General features: G+C 66.4%; 17 protein-coding genes. 4 read left to right on the top strand and 13 right to left on the bottom strand.

The features are described 5' to 3' along the window. The first annotated feature begins 1 nt into the window (after position 1). Positions 2–832, top strand: a complete 831-nt coding sequence (gene fdhD / locus JJB99_RS25715; protein WP_200495054.1) for a formate dehydrogenase accessory sulfurtransferase FdhD — start codon at positions 2–4, stop codon at positions 830–832. After that, positions 819–1,055, top strand: a complete 237-nt coding sequence (locus tag JJB99_RS25720) for a formate dehydrogenase subunit delta (RefSeq protein ID WP_200495055.1) — start codon at positions 819–821, stop codon at positions 1,053–1,055. The genes fdhD and JJB99_RS25720 overlap by 14 nt, the downstream gene beginning before the upstream one ends. Here the strand turns inward: JJB99_RS25720 and JJB99_RS25725 are convergent. The 13 genes from JJB99_RS25725 to JJB99_RS25785 all read right to left on the bottom strand — a co-directional run bounded on the left by JJB99_RS25725 (position 1,012) and on the right by JJB99_RS25785 (position 16,970). Next, complete coding sequence (locus tag JJB99_RS25725) at positions 1,012–3,999, bottom strand: bifunctional [glutamine synthetase] adenylyltransferase/[glutamine synthetase]-adenylyl-L-tyrosine phosphorylase (RefSeq protein WP_200495056.1); 2,988 nt, start codon at positions 3,997–3,999, stop codon at positions 1,012–1,014. The genes JJB99_RS25720 and JJB99_RS25725 overlap by 44 nt on opposite strands. Continuing rightward, positions 3,996–5,456 (bottom strand): sensor histidine kinase, encoded by a 1,461-nt coding sequence (locus JJB99_RS25730; protein WP_200495057.1) that lies wholly within the window; start codon positions 5,454–5,456, stop codon positions 3,996–3,998. The genes JJB99_RS25725 and JJB99_RS25730 overlap by 4 nt, the downstream gene beginning before the upstream one ends. After that, a complete protein-coding gene (locus tag JJB99_RS25735; protein ID WP_200495058.1) occupies positions 5,440–6,120 on the bottom strand; it encodes a response regulator transcription factor in 681 nt (226 codons plus the stop codon). The genes JJB99_RS25730 and JJB99_RS25735 overlap by 17 nt, the downstream gene beginning before the upstream one ends. Positions 6,121–6,416: 296 nt before the next feature. Continuing rightward, complete coding sequence (locus JJB99_RS25740; RefSeq protein WP_200495059.1) at positions 6,417–7,991, bottom strand: Do family serine endopeptidase; 1,575 nt, start codon at positions 7,989–7,991, stop codon at positions 6,417–6,419. A 227-nt stretch (positions 7,992–8,218) separates the two neighbouring features. Continuing rightward, complete coding sequence (locus JJB99_RS25745; RefSeq protein WP_200495060.1) at positions 8,219–8,704, bottom strand: cytochrome c-type biogenesis protein; 486 nt, start codon at positions 8,702–8,704, stop codon at positions 8,219–8,221. Positions 8,705–8,709: 5 nt separating this feature from the next. Next, a complete protein-coding gene (locus JJB99_RS25750) occupies positions 8,710–10,692 on the bottom strand; it encodes a heme lyase CcmF/NrfE family subunit (RefSeq protein WP_200495061.1) in 1,983 nt (660 codons plus the stop codon). After that, on the bottom strand, positions 10,689–11,198 hold the full coding sequence (gene ccmE, locus JJB99_RS25755; protein ID WP_200495062.1) for a cytochrome c maturation protein CcmE: 510 nt from the start codon (positions 11,196–11,198) through the stop codon (positions 10,689–10,691). Before ccmE ends, JJB99_RS25750 begins: the two co-directional genes overlap by 4 nt. A gap of 37 nt (positions 11,199–11,235) precedes the next feature. Then, entirely contained in the window at positions 11,236–12,366 is a 1,131-nt protein-coding gene (gene ccmI, locus JJB99_RS25760) for a c-type cytochrome biogenesis protein CcmI (RefSeq protein WP_200495063.1), read from the bottom strand. Positions 12,367–12,496: 130 nt separating this feature from the next. Continuing rightward, positions 12,497–12,766, bottom strand: coding sequence for a hypothetical protein (locus tag JJB99_RS25765; RefSeq protein WP_200500303.1), 270 nt, complete (start codon positions 12,764–12,766; stop codon positions 12,497–12,499). A 100-nt stretch (positions 12,767–12,866) separates the two neighbouring features. Then, positions 12,867–14,267 carry a hypothetical protein gene (locus JJB99_RS25770; RefSeq protein ID WP_200500304.1) on the bottom strand — a complete coding sequence of 467 codons (1,401 nt, stop codon included), beginning with the start codon at positions 14,265–14,267 and terminating at the stop codon, positions 12,867–12,869. A gap of 160 nt (positions 14,268–14,427) precedes the next feature. Then, complete coding sequence (locus JJB99_RS25775) at positions 14,428–15,804, bottom strand: sensor histidine kinase (RefSeq protein ID WP_200495064.1); 1,377 nt, start codon at positions 15,802–15,804, stop codon at positions 14,428–14,430. A gap of 94 nt (positions 15,805–15,898) precedes the next feature. Next, positions 15,899–16,573 (bottom strand): response regulator transcription factor, encoded by a 675-nt coding sequence (locus JJB99_RS25780; RefSeq protein WP_024339845.1) that lies wholly within the window; start codon positions 16,571–16,573, stop codon positions 15,899–15,901. Positions 16,574–16,814: 241 nt separating this feature from the next. Then, entirely contained in the window at positions 16,815–16,970 is a 156-nt protein-coding gene (locus JJB99_RS25785; RefSeq protein WP_200495065.1) for a hypothetical protein, read from the bottom strand. Between the two features lie 237 nt (positions 16,971–17,207). Between JJB99_RS25785 and JJB99_RS25790 the strand changes: the two genes are divergently transcribed. Both JJB99_RS25790 and JJB99_RS25795 read left to right on the top strand, forming a co-directional pair. Then, complete coding sequence (locus tag JJB99_RS25790) at positions 17,208–18,212, top strand: Ku protein (RefSeq protein ID WP_200495066.1); 1,005 nt, start codon at positions 17,208–17,210, stop codon at positions 18,210–18,212. A 59-nt stretch (positions 18,213–18,271) separates the two neighbouring features. Then, on the top strand, positions 18,272–18,508 hold the full coding sequence (locus JJB99_RS25795) for a hypothetical protein (RefSeq protein WP_200495067.1): 237 nt from the start codon (positions 18,272–18,274) through the stop codon (positions 18,506–18,508). Positions 18,509–18,549: the final 41 nt, after the last annotated feature.

Genomic DNA, 18,549 nt, shown 5'->3' on the forward strand with positions numbered 1-18,549 from the left:
CATGCACGTGCCGGTCCAGGCCATCGACCGCGAGATCTGGCGCGACGGTGCCGCGTCCGAGGGGGCACGGCTGATCCCGGAGGAGACGCCGCTGGCGCTGACCTACAATGGCGGCACCTACGCCGTCATGATGGGCACGCCGCAGAACCTCGAGGATTTCGCCGTCGGCTTCAGCCTTGACGAAGGCATCATCAAATCGGTCGACGACATCAAGTCGCTCGACGTGGTCCGGCTCGACGACGGCATCGAGCTGCGGATGTGGCTCGCCTCGGACGAGGCCGCGCGCATCAGCGAGCGCCGCCGCCATATCGCCGGCCCGACCGGCTGCGGCATCTGCGGCATCGATTCCATTGCCGAAGCGGTGCGCCCCGCCGCCGTCGTGCCACGGGGGACCAGCTTCACGCCACAGCAGATCATGGCCGCGATGCAGGCGATCGCGCCCCTGCAAGCGATCAACATGCAGACCCGTGCGGTCCACGCCGCGGCGTTCTGGTCGCCGGCGAACGGCCTTGCGGCCCTACGTGAGGACGTCGGCCGTCACAACGCGCTCGACAAGCTCGCTGGCGCCCTGGCGCGCAGCCGGACGGACGCAAGCGCCGGCATGGTGCTGCTGACGAGCCGCGTCTCGGTCGAGATGGTGCAGAAGACGGCCGCGATCGGCGCGCCGGTGATGGTTGCCGTCTCCGCCCCGACCGCGCTCGCGGTCCGCACCGCCACTGCTGCCGGCATCACGCTGATCGCGATTGCCCGCAGCGACGGGTTTGAAGTGTTCACGCACCAGGCCCGCGTCACGGCTCTTCGTGCCCAGGAGATCATCGATGTCGTCGCCTGACCGCCTCGTCTACATGGCCAACCAGATCGGCACGTTCTTCCGCAGCCAGGGCCACGACAAGGCCGTGCCGGGGATTGCCGAGCACATCAAGAAGTTCTGGGATCCCCGGATGAAGCGCGCGATCTTCGCCCATCTCGATGCCGGCGGCGCGGGCCTCGAGCCTGACGTCCGTGAGGCCCTCACCTCGCTGAAGCAGGCGACGACCCTTGCAGCAGCGCCGTAAACACGCGCCGCACCTCGCCCTGCGTTTCCTTCACGCGGGCCTCCAGCGCGGAGAAATCCGGCGCATCGCCGGCGCGCGCCATCACGCGTTGAAGGTCGGTGCCGGCGGTTTCCGGGTTGAAGCGATCGCTGACGCAGAGCCGCAGGATCTGCGTCAAATCGTGGTAGAGCCGCGCCGCGGCGCGCAGGACCTCGGTTTCCGATTGTGAGAGCACGCCGAGCCTGCATGCATTTTCCAGCACCTGCATCGTGCTGACGTCGAGTATCCCGGGCTTGTCGTGGGCGTGCACGAGCTGGAGATATTGCGCGATGAAGTCGATGTCGATCATGCCGCCGGCGGCATATTTGAGATCCCAATGGTCGCTCTCGCCCTTTTCCTGCGCGATCGCGTGCCGCATGTCGGCGACGTCGTTGGCGATGATCACCCTGTCCCGGCGGCGCGTCAGCACGTCGCGGATCACGCGCTCGATCCGCTCCCGGAATTCGCTCGAAGCCGACACCACGCGCGCGCGCGTCAGCGCCATGTGCTCCCAGGTCCAGGCCTCGTTGGCCTGATAATCGGCGAAGGAGGTAAGGCTCGAGGCGACGGGGCCGGCGCGCCCGGACGGGCGCAGCCGCATGTCGATCTCGTAAAGCACGCCGTAATTGGTGCGCGTCGTGAACGCGCTGATCAGGCGCTGGGTGAAACGGGCGAAATAATGCGCACCCTGCAGCGACTTCGGTCCGTCCGAGTCCGGCTCGTCGCTGTCGAAATCGTAGAGCAGGATCAGGTCGAGATCTGACGAGGCCGTCATTTCGCGGCTGCCGAGCCGGCCCATCGCGATGATCGCGGTCTGCTGATCCCTAATGCGGCCGTGCTGGGCGGCGAAGCGGTCGGCGACGAGACCATGCACGGTGTGGACGATGCCTTCGGCGACGTCGGCGAAGGCGGTGCTCGCCTGCTGCGCCGAGACGGTACCGGACAGGATGCGCGTGCCGATCAGGAACAGGCTCTCCTGTCCGAACAGGCGCAGGCGATCGAGGAATTCCTCGTATGAACCGGCGTCCTGCACGGTCGCCGCCAGGCGCCCCGACAATTCCTGCCTGTCCGGCATGGCGCCGAAGAAGCGCGGATCGATCAGTCCGTCCATGAGCTGCGGCTGCCGCGCCAGCATCTCGCCGAGCCGCGGCGCGGCGCCCAGCACCAGCGCCACCAGCGCGACCAGATCGCGGTTCTGCCCGAGCAGCGTGATCAGCCGCCCGCCGCGCTGGAGCGCCCCAAGGAAATGGTCGAACGCAACGACGGCGCGATCCGGCTCCTCGGCACGGGCGAGACCATCGATCAGGGCTGGCACGAAATCGAGGAAGGCGCCGCGCGTCTGGTCGTTCCGGAACACGCGATAGTCGCCGGTGATCCAATCGCGCACGGTCTGCGCGAGCGCGGCCGGCTTCTTGAAGCCGAGCGTGGTCAGATATTGCAGCAGGCGCGGATCGTTGGGGCCCGCGCTGTAGTCGAGCGCGGGCAGCTTGGCCGTGCCGGTCGGATCGTCGCCCTCGAACAATTTTTCATAATGACCTTGCACGATCTTGAGTTGGCGCAACAGATCTCGCGCGAAGGCCTCACGATCCGGATAGCCGAAGAACCAGGCGAAGCGCTCGACCGCGTCCTTGTCCTCGGGCAGCGTGTGGGTCTGCTCGTCGGCGATCATCTGAAGACGATGCTCGACGCGGCGCAGGAACTCGTAGGCGGCGGTGAGTTCGTCGCGCGCGGCGAAGGTGATCCAATTGCTGGAGGCGAGAATGTCGAGCGCGGCGAGCGTCGGCCGCACCCGCAATTCGGGATGGCGGCCGCCCGCGATCAGCTGCTGCGTCTGCGCGAAAAACTCGATCTCGCGGATGCCGCCGCGGCCGACCTTGACATTGTGCCCCTCGACCGCGATCTCGCTCTGGCCGCGATAGGTCTGCATCTGCCGCTTCATGTCGTGGACGTCGGCGAGCGCGGCAAAGTCGAGATGCTTGCGCCAGACGAACGGCGCGATTTCGGCCAGCAGCGCTTCGCCTGCTTTGGCATCGCCGGCACAGGCGCGCGCCTTGATCATTGCGGCGCGCTCCCAGGTGCGCCCTTCCCGCTCGTAGTAGTTCAGCGCGGCGTCGCGCGAGATCGCCACCTGCGTCGAGGACGGATCCGGACGCAGGCGCAGATCGACGCGGAACACATAGCCATCATAGGTGCGCTGTTGAAGGATGCGCGCCATGCCCTGCGTCACGCGGACGAAGAACGGCTGCGGCTCGATATCGGGCGCGAGCGTTGTGGCATCAGGGTCGAAGAACACGATGAGATCGATGTCGCTGGAATAGTTCAGCTCGCCCGCGCCCATCTTGCCCATCGCGAGCACGATCAGGCCGCAGCCTTCCTCGGGAGCCTCCGGATTGGGCGGCGAGAGCTTGCCACGTGCGGCTTCCTGCCGCAGCAGGTACTGGAGCGCCGCCTGCACCGAGGACACCGCAACATCGGTCAGCGCCGCCGTCACCCGCATCACCGGCCAGACCCCCCCGATGTCGCACAGCGCAGTCAGCAGCGCGGCCTCCGCCTTCATGCGGCGGAGCAGACGCATCACCTCGGCTTCGTCGCCCGCCGCGAGCACCGCGCCCCACGCCTCTGCGATCAGCGTGGGAAGATACGCGTCCGGATCGCACTCGAGCAGGCGGATCAGACGCGGCGCGTCAGTGCGCACCAGATCGAACAGATAGGGCGAGAATTCCGCGATGCCGGCCAGGATGTTCCGCGCGAAGGGATGGCTCAGCAAGCCCTCGATACGGGCCGATTGTGCCGGCTCAAGCTCGGCCAGCCAGCTCTCGATACGTCGTTCGTCAGTTGCGGAAGCGGCAATATGGGGAGCTTCCGCGAAGCGCGCGGCGAGACTCGCTCCATGCTTGTCCGCGTTTCCCGGCGCGGAGTGGTTCATGCCACCTTCTGTGGCACATCCTGCATTGGAGGAGCAACCCTGTCGCCTGCACCCGCGCGCGCCGGCAGCACCAGCGTGGCGATGAGGCCGGGCTGGGCATCGCCCAGCCGCAATTCGCCGCCATGAAGCGTCGCAACCGCGGCGGCGAGGCTGAGGCCGAGGCCGGACCCCGGCAGCGTGCGGCTGGCCTCGAGCCGCACGAATCGCTCGACGACGTGCTTGCGGTCGGCCTCGGGAATGCCGGGGCCGCGATCGATGACGCTGAGCAGCACTTGGTCGCCCTCTCGCTTCGCCTCGATCGTGATCTGCCGCGCGTCCATGCTGACCACGGTTCCGCCGGTCTGTGCGACCGGCTTGCCATATTTGATCGCATTCTCGACGAGGTTGGCGAGCGCCTGGCTGATCAGTTCGCGGTTGGCGTGAACGGGTGTGGGCTCGGCCCTGACCTTGAGCGTCATGCCGTCGTCCTCGGCGAGCGGCTCGTAGAGCTCGTGGATACCGCCCGCGACTTCGGCCGCGTCGAAATCATCCATGTTGCCGCGCGCCTGCCCGGACTCGGCGCGCGCGATCATCAGCAGCGCGTTGAAGGTGCGGATCAGGCCGTCGGATTCCTCGATGGTCCGTTCCAGCGCGGCGCGGTAGTCGGCCTCGCAGCCCGATCTCGCCAGCGCCTCCTCGGCGCGGTTGCGCATACGCGTCAGCGGCGTCTTGAGGTCGTGGGCGATGTTGTCGGAGACTTCTTTCAGCCCCGCCATCAGCGCTTCGATCCGCTCCAGCATGGCGTTGAGATTTTCGGCGAGGCGATCGAGCTCGTCGCCGCTGCGCCCGACGGGCAAGCGCCCGCTGAGATCGCCGGTCATGATGCGCTGGGCGGTGCCGGTCATGGCATCGATGCGGGTAAGCACACGGCGGGCGACGAAGACGCCGCCGCCGAGGCCGAGCACCACCACGATCAGGACCGACCATTGCGCCGCCTTGGCGACGATGCTGAACAGGCGCCGCCGCTCGGCGAGATCGCGGCCGATCAGCAGCCGGAAGCCGTTTTCGAGCTCGGTGACGCGCACCAGCGCGCGATGGTCGCGGTCGTCGGCATCCTCGATCCGCCGATAGGCCGTCTCCGACCAGCCGCGCGTCGCCATCACGCCGGGCGCGAGCGAGCCGACATTGCCGGCGATCGCCTGCCCGGTCGGTGTGGTCACGAGGTAGAGGTTGGCGCCCGGCCGCAGCGCGCGATACTCGATCGTGCGCACGAGGCCGAACATGCCGCGGCGGCCGTAGATCTCGTTGATCTCCGAGGTCTCGGAGTTCACCGTCTGCGTGATTTCCTCGGTGATCAGCCGCCGCGTGTTCCAGGCGAAATAGCCGAGCAGCGAGGCCGCGAACATCGCGAACAGCAGCAGATAGACCAGCGTCAGCCGGAACGCCGTGGTGCGGACGAGTTTACCGAATGCCGTCACGGATCATGTACCCGGCGCCGCGGATCGTGTGCAGCAGCGGCCGCTCGAAACCCTTGTCGATCTTGGAGCGCAGCCGCGAGATGTGCACGTCGATGACGTTGGTCTGCGGATCGAAATGGTAGTCCCAGACGTTTTCCAGCAGCATGGTGCGCGTGACGACTTGGCCGGCATGCTTCATGAGGTATTCGAGCAGGCGGAATTCACGCGGCTGCAGCGTCAGCTCGTCCTTGCCGCGGGCGACGCGATGGGAGAGCCGGTCGAGTTCGAGATCGCCGACGCGATAGATCGTGTCCTCGGCAGGTCCCCCGCGGCGGCGCGACAGCACCTCGACGCGGGCCAAGAGCTCGGCGAAGGAATAGGGTTTTGGCAGATAGTCGTCGCCGCCGGCGCGCAGGCCCTTGATGCGGTCATCGACCTGGCCGAGCGCGGAGAGAATCAGCACGGGCGTCGTGTTGTCCTTGTCGCGGAGCGCGCCGATCAGCGACAGGCCGTCGCGCTTGGGCAGCATGCGGTCGACCACCAGCACGTCATAGTCGCCGTTCTCGGCCATGGCGAGGCCTTCCTCGCCGTCGGCAGCGAGATCGGCGATGTGACCGACTTCGCGAAACGCCTTCACGAGGTAGTCGGCGGATTCGCGGTCGTCTTCAATGATGAGGAGGCGCATCGTGCGTTCGGCGGCGGTCAAGGGAGTCAACCTTCTATGAACATGGCGCGAGCGGCAATCGCATGCAAGCCAAGCGAAAGAGACTTGGTCGAGAACTTAAGTCGAGAACCTGGGTCGACAAAGGGCGGGCGGTGAAGCTGGGGGGACTTCACCGCCCTAGGCCTTCCGACGGAGGGGGGCGTAATTCCACCGGAAGGTAGACAGGGGAAGCAATCGTTGCGCTGCTCCCCCGAGGAGCGTCGGCGGCGGGGGCGACTGATGCCGGCGACACCCCTCATCTCACAGGCTCCTGGCCCTCAGCCTTTGGCGATGGGCACGGCTACGAAGCGCGACTGGCCGCCGCTCTTCACGCGCATCAGGACGCTGTTCTTGTTGTCGGTCCGCGCCGCATTGATGGCGTCGCGGACTTCGCCGGCGGTGGCCACGGTCTTGCCGCCGACCTCGAGGATCACGTCACCTTCCTTGAAGCCGCGTTCGGCCGCGGCGCTCTTCGGATCGACTTCGGTGACGACGACGCCTTCCTTGCCGGCGCCAGCCACGGAGTTGGCAGGGGCAACGGTCATGCCGAGCTTCGGCACGTCGGTGCCCTTGCTTGCACCCTTGCCGGTGTCATTGTCGGTGTCGGCCTTGGCCTCGACCGTGTTCGGGAGCTGGCCGAGGGTGAGGTTGATGACCTTGTCCTGGCCCTTGTGCAGCACGTTGAGCTTCACCGTCGCTCCGGGCGCCATGCCGCCAATGGTGCGGGCGAGCTCGCGGGCGTCCTTGACGGATTCGCCGTTGACTGCGGTGATGACGTCGCCGGATTCGATGCCGGCCTTGGCGGCCGGACCGTTCGCCTGGGGCTCCGCCACCAGCGCGCCTTCGGCCTTCTTCATGCCGAGGCTGTCGGCGATGTCGGATGTCACCGGCTGGATCTGCACGCCGATCCAGCCGCGGCTGACCGAGCCCTTGTCCTTGAGCTGGGCCACCACGCTCTTCACGGTGTTGGCCGGAATCGAGAACGCGATGCCGACGCTGCCGCCGGAGGGCGAATAGATCGCGGTGTTGACGCCCATCACCTCGCCTTCGGTGTTGAAAGCCGGACCGCCCGAATTGCCCTTGTTCACGGGCGCGTCGATCTGGATGAAATCGTCATAGGGACCGTTGCCGATGTCGCGGCCGCTGGCCGAGACGATGCCGGCGGTCACGGTGCCGCCGAGGCCGAAGGGATTGCCGACCGCCAGCACCCAGTCGCCGATCCGCGGCTTGCCGTCGGCAAGCTTGGCGAACGGGAAATTCGAGCTGCCCTCGACCTTGATCAAGGCAAGGTCGGTGCGCTGGTCGGTGCCGATCACCTTGGCGGTGTAGGTCTTGCCGTCGTCGGTGGTGACCTCGACCTTGTCGGCGCCGTCGACGACGTGGTTGTTGGTCACGGCATAGCCGTCGGCCGAGATGAAGAAGCCGGAGCCCTGGCCCTGCACGACGCGGCCACGGCCGCCCTTGAGGCCCGGGAAACCATCCGGACCACCGAAGCGGCGGAAGAAGCGCTCCATCGGCGAGCCCGGCTGGAACGGCGAGGAATCGTCGCCGTCATCGTTGCTTGCGGTCTTTTCCTTGATGTTGACCTTCACCGAGATCACCGACGGCTTCACGCGCTCGACGATGTCGGCAAAGCCGATCGGACGCTCGACTTTCTTGACTTCGTTGTTGACCTGCGCATGCGCCGGGCTGGAGAACAGGTCGGCCGGCGAGACCGACGGGCTGAAGCCGTAGACGGCGGCCCCGAGGCCGGCGACGACCGAGGCCATCAGCGCGATCTTGCGCGCGGAAAACACCGACCGGCGCGGCTGCCGGTTGGACGGAAGGTTCGAGAGGTCGATACGGTCGGTCATGCAGAGATCTCCAGGGCCTTGAAATCCATTTGGCGCCGAATGGCAGCGCCTTACGGTCCTGAAGATGGGGACTCCCGCCTTACCGCGCGCTGGCGGCGGGGTTAAACTTTTGTAATGAAGGGGCGGGCCGGATGCGGCGGTTTAACGCAGGCCGAAAGTCGTGGTCGGACAGGAACTTAATCGAGTTCCGGCAACCGGCGTCAAAGCGCGATCGTCGCCTCGCGAAGCTAGCGCGAGGGGGTGGTGTCGTCGGACATCAAGGCGGCAAGCCGCGCCTGTTCCTCGGGCGTGAGCGGCGGTGCCGGCGCATCTGCACCGCTTCGCGCGCGACGGCGGATTTGCAGCCACAGCGCGAGGCCGCCGCCGGTCAGCAGCAGAGGCGCGAGCAGCCAGAGCAGCATGGTCTGGCGCTCGAAGCGCGGCTTGAGCAGCACGAACTCGCCATAGCGCGCGACGAGAAAATCGAGCACCTGCGCATTGCTGTCGCCCGCAGCGATGCGTTCGCGGACCAGCAGCCGCAAATCGCGCGCCAGCGGCGCGTCGGAATCGTCGATCGACTGGTTCTGGCAGACCATGCAGCGCAGCTCGCGCGACAAGTCGCGCGCACGGGCCTCCTTCACCGGGTCCGACATGATCTCGTCGGGCTGCACGGCATGCGCCGCCGGCGAAGCCAACAGCATCAACGCGACGAACGCGGCCATCATCCGGCGCATCAAGATCACTCCGCCGGCTGGAGGCGCTGCTTGGCCCGCGCCGGCTTTGGCGCACCGACCCGCAGGCGGCGGTCGGACAGCGACAGCATGCCGCCGAACGCCATCAGCACCGGCCCCCACCAGATCAGGAGCACCAGCGGCTTGTGATAGATGCGGACGGCGATGGCACCTTCCGCGGTGGCATCGCCGAGCGAAACGTAGAGCTGACTTGCGCCGCGCGTCAGCAGCGCGGCCTCCGTGGTCGAAGAGCCACGCGTGGTAAAGCTGCGTTTCGACGGCGTCATGACGCTGATCATCCCGCCGTCGCGGCCGACGCTGAACTCGGCGATCATCTCGCGATAGTTCGGCCCCTGGCGCGAAAACAGGCCGTCAAGCTTGAGGTCGTAGCCGGCGACATGGGCGACGTCGTTCTGCTTCATCGTCGCGATGTATTCGCTGTTCCAGGTGGTCTCGCAGACGATTCCGATCAGGGCGATGCCGAGGCCGGCATGTGCGAATGCCGCCCCCCAGGCCGAGCGCGGCAGGCCGCGGGCCCGGTGCAAGGCCGTTGCGAACGGCAGCCGCACGAGGCCGGTGCGCTCGACAATGTCCGTGACGGCGCCGGCGATGACGAAGATGCCGAGTCCGATCGCGAGCGGCGCCAGCGTACTGCCCCCGCTCGCCCAGCCCCAGGCGACGGCGACGGCGACGAGGCCGGCGACGCCCGCGGCGAGCAGGCGCTGGGTGACACCGAGCAGATCGCCGCGCTTCCACGCCAGCATTGGGCCGAACGGGACTGCGAGCAGCAGCAACGTGAACAATGGCACGAACGTCAGATTGTAGAACGGCGCGCCGACCGACATCTTGAAATCGGCCAGCACTTCCATCGCCAGCGGATAGAGCGTGCCAAACAGCACGACCGCGCAGGCCACGGTCAGCAGCAGATTGTTCAGCACCAGCGCGCCCTCGCGCGAGATCGGCGCGAACAGGCCGCCCTGCTTCAACGAGGTGGCGCGGCCCGCGAACAGCGACAGGCTGCCGCCGATGAATAGGCAAAGGATCAGCAGGATGAACACGCCGCGGGTCGGATCGGTGGCGAAAGCGTGCACCGAGGTGATGACGCCCGAGCGCACCAGGAAGGTGCCGAGCAGCGACAGCGAGAAGGTCAGAATCGACAGCAGGATAGTCCAGACCTTCAGCGCGTTGCGCTTCTCCATCACCAGCGCCGAGTGCAGCAGCGCGGTGCCGGCGAGCCACGGCATCAGCGAGGCGTTCTCGACCGGATCCCAGAACCACCAGCCGCCCCAGCCGAGCTCGTAATAGGCCCAGTACGAGCCCATCGCGATGCCCAAGGTCAGGAAGATCCAGGCCGCCAGCGTCCAGGGCCGCACCCAGCGCGCCCAGGCCGCATCGATCCGCCCCTCGAGCAGCGCGGCGATCGCAAAGGAGAACGAGATCGAGAAGCCGACATAGCCGAGATAGAGCATCGGCGGATGCACCGCGAGGCCGATGTCCTGCAGCACCGGGTTGAGATCGCGTCCCTCGATCGGCGGGGTCGCGATGCGCAGGAACGGATTCGAGGTCATCAGGATGAAGAGATAGAACGCGCTGGCGATCCAGGCCTGCACGGCCAGCACATGCGCGCGCAGCGACAGCGGCAAATTGTTGCCGAACGCTGCGACCAGGCCGCCGAACAATGCCAGGATCGACACCCACAGCAGCATCGAGCCTTCATGGTTTCCCCACACGCCGGTGATCTTGTAGAGCAGCGGCTTCATCGAGTGGGAATTCTCGTAGACGTTGGCGACCGAGAAATCCGAGTTCACGTGCAACGTCACCAGCGCGATGAACGAGGCGGCCACGAACAGCAGCTGCGCCAGCGCCGTGGAGCGCGCCACGTTCATCAGCGCGGCATCGCGCAGGCGCGCGCCGATCAGCGGCACGATGGACTGGATCAGCGCGAGCCCAAGCGCCAGCACCAGCGCGTAATGTCCTGACTCCGCGATCACCGCACCGCTCCCTGCGGGTTGCCCTGCGCCGTCGTGGCCGCAGGCTTGCCGCCACCAGAGGCCTGCGGACCGTAATCGTCCTTCCAGTGGCCCTGCTTCTTCAGGGCATCGGCGACGTCCTTGGGCATGTAGGTCTCGTCGTGCTTGGCGAGCACGGTGTCGGCCTTGAACACGCCGCTGGCGTCGAGCGCGCCTTCGGCAACGACGCCCTGCCCTTCGCGGAACAGGTCGGGAAGGATGCCTTTATAGGCGACCGGAAGTTTTGCGTTGCCGTCGGCGACCTCGAAGGTCACCGCGAGATTGTCGCCGCGCTGGAGCGAGCCGGGCTGCACCAGGCCGCCGAGGCGAAACCGCTTGCCGGGCTGGACGTGCTTCTCGGCCACCATGGTCGGGGTCGAGAAGAACACGATGGAGTCGCGCAGTGCGTTGAGCACCAGCGCGGCCGCGAGCGCGAGCACGGCGAGCGAGCCGCCGATGATGGTCATGCGTCGCTGCTTGCGGGTCATGGCGTGTCCGTTCTCCGTCCGTCTCGTTCCACTCTCGTCATCCGTCGAGCCCGAGAGTCCTGAGGCCTTCGTTGAGCTGGCGCAGCCGCTCGCCGTCATTGGCGACCGCCTGGCGGGCGTCGGTCGACGCGCCCCTCGCCTTGTCGCGATCGCCCATGACGAGATAGGCGCGCACCAGGCGGAGCCACCCCTCGACGTCCTCGCCGTTCTGCTTGAGGCGCGTAGCGAGACGTTCGACCATGCCGCGGATCATCGCGTTGCGATCACCTTCGTTCATATCCCTGGACGCTGCGATCGTCTCATCCGGCAGCGCCGGCATCGTCGCGCCGCCGCCGCCGACCCGCGCCAGCGCGGATTGCACCAGAGGCCGCCACGGCGCATCCGCCGGCGCTTTCGCCAGCAGAGCGCGCCAGATATTGGCCGCGTCGTCCTTGCGGCCGTCCTGCTCGGCGGCAAGCCCGAGGAAATAATTCGCCTTGGGATCATCGGCGTTCAGCGCATGGGCGCGCTCGAACTCGCTCTTCGCCTCGGCGGTCACCACGCCGCTGGCGACGGCCGCGATCGCTTCACCGAGGTCCGACCGGCGCTCCGCACTCTCGCCACTATAAGTGATCGCGTTGCGATAGGCGCGCACGGCATCATCGAAGCGGCCGAGCCGCTCCAGCACCGGGGCGAGCACATTCCAGCCGCGGCCGTCGGTCGGATTCTTTTCCAGATGTTGCTCCACCTGCACGACCAGATTCTCGAGCGACTGCGCCATGCCGGAGCCTGCCCCGCGCTCCCGCTGTGCCAGCGGAAAGTCGCGCAACAGCGGCGAGCCAAGCGGCATGTAGATGCCGACCGCAACCAGCGGCAGCCCGACCAGCGCCAGCACGGCCGCCGCACGACGCCATTTCAGGCTCGATTTCGGCTCCAATGCCGGCTCGCTGGCAGCAGCGGTGAGGAGCCTGCGGCTGATCTCGACGCGCGCGGCTTCCGCTTCGGGCGCTACGATCAGCCCTGCGGCGAGATCACGCTCGATCTCGGTCAACTGGTCCTTGTAGACCGCGACCTCACTGCCCTGATTTTGGCTGTCCTGATCTTGCGCACGCGCGCCGCGGCCGAGCGGCCAGAGCACGGCGAAAATCGCCGCGACCGTCATCAGCGCGAACACGAACCACAACGTCATCTGGCAAGCTTCCGGAAGCGCGCGAGCCGCGCCCATAGCTGGCTTTACACCACGGCCGGACGATGCGGCAATTGACAATTGTCAATTCGGCGCGACCGCGCGCAGTCCGTAACGGTGGAAATCCAACGGCTTAGCCGATCTCGAAGTCCGCGCTCTGGGCGGCGTGCTCGCCATGCCCATTGAAGGCCTTCAGGAAGTATGTTCCGGGCTCGATGGCGTCGGGCAATCTGATGCGGAGCGCGCCGACGGGAACCGGAGATGCAACCTTGGTGACGGTCTCCGGCAATTGGCGACCGCTTGCCTTCTCGACCAGCACGATCTTCGCGCCGACCATCAGCCTTTGATATTTGGCAACTACGACGCGGTTCTCAATTTCGATGGAGCTGATAACGGGTTTCATGCGCCCACAGATGGAAATTTCAAAAACTTGCACGGTGACCGTAGGGCTCGTCACCGGTATCGTCAACTATAAATTGTACTTACGAAAATGTGCGCTTGGATCAGCTGGCGCGCGAGGATTTGCGCTCGCCCGTGAGCGCGTTTTCCGCGGCGCGGCTCATCAGCGAGGCGTAATCGTCGCCGAACAGCACCTGGCAGAAGCGGATCGCCGCCTGCACCTGCTGCTGCCGGTAGGTACGGACCTTGTGATCGGCGGCACGCAGCGACTGCACCAGCTGCTCGGTCGAGCGCTCGACATATTGCTGAAGGTCGGAATAGGTGCGCAGCGTCACCTCGTTGATCGCAAGCTCGCTGGCATAGTTGCGGCAGGTCGCGACGAAATCGATCAGCGCGACGGTCTCCTCGACCTCGGTGCTGTCGATCCGTGCCCCCGGCGGGATGTCCTTCTCGGGCCGCTGGCGCAGGATGCGGCGGACGCGGCCGGGAACGCTGTCGATCTCGGATTGCAGCGCATTGGAGATGTCGGCCCGGATCGAGGTCAGCTGCTTGCCCCAGGCGGAATCGTTGCGCAGGTCGAGCTCGGTGCGCAGACCGCGCACGCCGTCGTGCAGCGCCTTGAGGTTGTCGGCGACATTGTCGAAGTAGCCGCGCTTGATGTCCGTGCGCAGGATCGCGGCCACGCAGGACAGGTCGTGCAGGGCCATCGTGACCGCGACACCATAGGGCGTCGCCGCGACGCGGATCTCGTCGTCGGACGCGGCCATCTTGATGGCGAGGCGGATGATCTGCCAGGGCGCCGTCATCCGCTGCGCCACCATCGACAGCGCGAAGGGCAGCATCTGCGGTGTCTGGAGCACGGGAATGTTGAGCGCGGACGTCACCGAGGCGATCTGGGAATCGCCGAAGGCGCGCAGGAAACGCGGCAGCTTCTCGTTCAGCGTGGCGATGGCTTCCCGGACCTGGAGCACCGCGCCGACCGCATAAAGGTCCTCGATGACGTTGGGCGGGCCGACGCGGGCGAGCGCGCGCGACTTGTCGCCGCCGCCCGGCCCCGTCAGCTCGAAGATGGCATCGGCCGCCGCGGCCTGGAGCTTCTGCGCCAGCGCCTCGACCTGCCCTCCGGCGTCCGCCGGCATGCGCGCCAGCGCCGCCTCGAATTCGTTGACTTTGTCCGGCGCGCCGTCGCGGCCGAGCCATTGCCAGATCGGATGCAGCGAGGAGCGGCGGATCTGGCCGACCCGGATCGGGGCGCCCGCCTCGACCAGAAATGGCTCCAGCACCTGGAACAGCAGCCGCGACAGGTCGTCGGTGCGCGGCGGCGGAACTTCGTCGGCTTCGCTCTTGCGGACGATCTTGCGCAGCTGCTCGAGCACGAGGGTTGCCACCGCCGTGTCCTGGCCGCGCTCGAGGGCGCGCTCGAACTCCCGCATCAGCAGCGCCTGCGACTGCGGCGGGAGCTGCGCGAGATATTCCCTCAGCCGCTCGATCGATGTCTGGCTCATGCGCCCGGTAATGCACGGTAAAATGGCGGACATGGGATGCGTCCGAGCGCGATCATAGGAGGCTGCGCCTTAAGAAGCCGTTGAGGACGTTGGCTCGAATGCCCCCGCTTGCTTGCGGACCGGCCGCCACTGGACCAAAAAATCCCATGAGAACAATGGATTATATTCCGGGAAGCACCAGCTCGGCCCGCAGGCCACCGATCGGGGCCCCGCTCAGGGAGAGGCTGCCGCCATAGAGCGCGGCAAGGTCGGTCACGATCGACAGGCCGAGGCCCGAGCCGGGCTTGGACTCATCTAACCGCTGACCCCGCCGGGCGACCTGGGCGCGCTCGGCCTCCGAGAGGCCGCGGCCGTCGTCATCGACCAGGATCCGCAAGCGGGGGCCCGCGCCCGCCTGGTTCGGCGTCTCGACCAGAACTTCGATGAAGACCCGCGAGGCCGCCCATTTGCAGGCATTGTCGACGAGGTTGCCGACCATCTCCTCCAGATCCTGCCGCTCGCCGCGAAACTTCGCCGACGGGTCGGCCTTGGCCTCGACCATGATGCCCCGGTCGCGGTGGATCTTCTCCATGGTCCGCCGCAGCGCCTCGATGACGGGCGCAACCTCCGTCACGGTCGCAACGATCGAGACCCGCGCCGCAATGCGGGCGCGCTCCAGATGATGGGCGACCTGGTCGCGCATCACGTCGGCCTGCTCCCTCACCTTGGCCGCGAACGGATCGGCGGCGTGGCTGCCTGCCTCGTTGAGAATGACCGAGAGCGGCGTCTTGATCGCATGGGCGAGATTGCCGACATGGGTGCGCGCGCGCTCGACGATTTCGCGATTGGCTTCGATCAGCGCGTTGGTCTCGCGCGCCAGAGGGGCGATCTCGACCGGGAATTCGCCCTCGAGCCGCTCCGCCCGCCCGGAGCGGATGTCGGCGATCGATTCCGAGATACGCTTGAGCGGCGCAAGGCCGAAGCGGACCTGGAACACGGTGGTCAGCAGCAGCACGATGCCGAGCGCGGTGAAGGTGCCGCCGAGATAGTAGTCGAAGCTCCGCGTCTCGTCGAAAATCTCGGTGTCGTCGCCGGCGACGCTGACCAGGAATTTGCCGTCGGCGCCGAGATCGACCGGCCGCTCCACCATGCGCAAATTCTGCCCCTCGGGCCCGTCGACATAGGCGAGGCGAATGCCGGCGGCAGTGAGCTCGGCACCCTGCTCCTCCAGCTTCGGCAGCTTCTTGTCCCAGAGCGAGCGCGAGGAGCGCACCTCCGGCTTCTCGGTGTCGGTGCGCGTGATCTGCCAGTACCAGCCGGACAGCGGCAGCTCAAACAGCGGCTCGCCGAGCGACTGGAACTGGCGGTCCGGCGGCTCGTCGGGGGTTGCGACCTCGGCGATGAGGGTGCGCAGGTATAGATTGAGCCGGCGGTCGAAGGCACGCTCGGTGGCGTTTTTGTAGACCGACGACAGCACCACGCCGGTGATGGCCAGGATCACGACAAGCCACGCCGTTGCCGACAGGAACAGGCGGTTGGCAAGTGAGCTAGCGGGCATCGAGCCGATCCCGGGAGACGCAGGATGTCAGGTGGTCGGACGTCATAACCGGACCAAGGCCGCTGTTCGGCCTCCCGTCAAGCCTGAGAAGCCATCAAGCGCCCGGCGCGGGCGGCGGGGTCAGGAGATAGCCGAGGCCGCGGACGGTTTGGATGATGTCGACGTCGAGCTTCTTGCGGATACGGCCGACGAAGACCTCGATCGTGTTGGAGTCGCGGTCGAAATCCTGGTCGTAGAGATGCTCGACCAGCTCGGTGCGCGAGACCACGCGGCCGGAATGGTGCATCAAATAGGCCAGAAGCCGATATTCGTGCGAGGTCATCTTGATGGGATTGCCGGAGACGCTGACCCGCCCGGTGCGGGTGTCGAGCGTGACGGGGCCGCAAGACAGCTCGCTCTGGGCATGACCGGTGGAGCGGCGCAGCAGGGCGCGGATGCGCGCCAGCACCTCCTCCAGATGGAACGGCTTGGCGACATAGTCATCCGCGCCGGCATCGAAACCCTGCACCTTGTCGCTCCAGCGGTCGCGTGCGGTCAGGATGAGCACCGGCATGGTGCGGCCATTGCGGCGCCAGGCCTCCAGCACCGAGATGCCGTCCTTCTTCGGCAGGCCGATGTCGAGCACGACGGCATCGTAGGGCTCGTTGTCGCCGAGATAATGCCCCTCCTCACCGTCGAAGGCTCGGTCGACGACGTAGCCGGCGTCGGTCAGCGCCTTGGTGAGCTGGCGATTGAGATCGGGGTCGTCCTCGACAACGAGCAGGCGCACTCTTCTCTCCAGACATAGGCCGCATCAACTGCGCCAGAGATGAGCAATTCCGGCGTGAACTGAATATGAACGCGGGGAACTGCCTGCGTTACTTTTTAGTCATATATGACTTGGTCATAGACGCCGCCCATTGATGCGACTGCGCCCGCCGCGCCACCGGACCGGCCGGCGACATGGCGGGCGCAGTGTGGCGCTTTCCGCGGTGAGTCGAAAGGTGCGAGCCGTCTCCTCGATCGACCCGTCAGGTCCGGAAGAACACGAACCAGATGACGGCGAGGATCAGGATCGCAAGCCCGGTCGAGATGGCGAGCAGCGCCGCCACCGAAGGCCCCGGCTCGCCCTGGCGCGCCTCGGTCGGAGTTTCGACGATCCGGTTCTGCTCTCGCGTGGATGCCATGATGTCCTCAATCTCTGGATGTCGCCTCCGATGGGCGGCGACCATGTCGCGGCCCTGTATGCGGAGCCAACGCCCGATCCGAATTGATGTTCCGGATTTTCCCCTCGACCAACGCAGCAACCGCACAACTGGCGGCCGGTTAACGCAGTTGCAAGATTCCGAGTCGCGCCTTGCTATGATTCGGTGTTCCCCGATGGTATTCTCATAAGTCTGTCCCCGTTGCGTTTGGAGTAGCCCATGGCCCCCCGCGCCAATTGGAAGGGTTTTCTGCGTCTGTCGCTCGTGACCTGCCCGGTCGCGCTGTATCCGGCCACTTCGGATACGGAGAAGGTCTCGTTCAACCAGATCAATCGCAAGACCGGACATCGGATCAAGTACCTCAAGGTCGACGCCGAGACCGGTGACGAGGTGACCTCCGAGGACATCGTCAAGGGCTACAAGGTCGACACCGACACCTATGTCGAGGTCACCAAGGACGAGCTCGAGGAGATCGCGCTCGACTCCACCCACACGATCGAGATCGACGAGTTCGTGCCGAAGGCCGACATCGACAACCGCTATCTGATCCGCCCCTATTATCTCGTGCCGGACGGCAAGGTCGGGCATGACGCCTATGCGGTGATCCGCGAAACCATCCGCAGCATGGACAAGGTCGCGATCGGCCGCGTGGTGCTGACCAACCGCGAACACATCATCGCGCTGGAACCGCTCGAGAGCGGCCTGATGGGCACGCTGCTGCGCTACCCCTACGAGGTCCGCAGCGAGACCGAATATTTCGACGACATTCAGGATGTGAAGCTGACCAAGGACATGCTCGACCTTGCCAAGCATATTGTCGAGAAGAAGTCCGGCGCGTTCGAGCCCGAGCTGTTCGAGGACCATTACGAGACCGCGCTGATCGACCTCATCAACAAGAAGCGCAGCGGCATGCCGATCGCCGCGAAAACGACGCCCAAGACCGGCGGCAACGTCATCAACCTGATGGACGCGCTGAAGAAGAGCATCGCGAACGAGAAGGATGTGGCGCCCGCCGCGAAGGTCGCCAAGGAAACTGTCAAAGAAACCGTGAAGGAAGCCGTCAAGGGCAAGAAGCCGAAGAAGCGCGTCGAGGGCCAGCGCGAGATGCTGCTGCCGATCTCAGGCAAGAGCGGCAAGGACACCGCTGCGAAGACGGCGAAGGAGCCTGCGAAGAAGGCCGACAAGCCGGTGCGCGCGCCGGCCCGCGCGAAGAAGGCCGGCTAGCGGCAGCACACCGTCTCATCGCGCCGTGATGTCCCCCCTCGCCGATCGGCCGGCCTGACATGCCCTGGTCGGCGGCGTTCGACGATCCCATTACCTTGCGCGGCGGACGCAAGCTGCGGACGCTGCAAGAGGCGGCCGATCACGTCATGCACCTGCCCGAGGACACGCAGCACGGGCCGCACTGGCAGACCGCGATCGAGACCCTGATCCATGCGGCCGAGACCGGCGGCGGCTGGATGATGTTCGCCCGCATCGCGATGTTGCGGGCGCTGAACGCGGACACCGGTCGCAATTAGCCTCAACGATCCGTTAAGCCGCACCATCGTTTTCCGCGCCA

The organism is Bradyrhizobium diazoefficiens (assembly GCF_016616235.1).
Classification (GTDB): Bacteria; Pseudomonadota; Alphaproteobacteria; order Rhizobiales; family Xanthobacteraceae; genus Bradyrhizobium; species Bradyrhizobium diazoefficiens_H.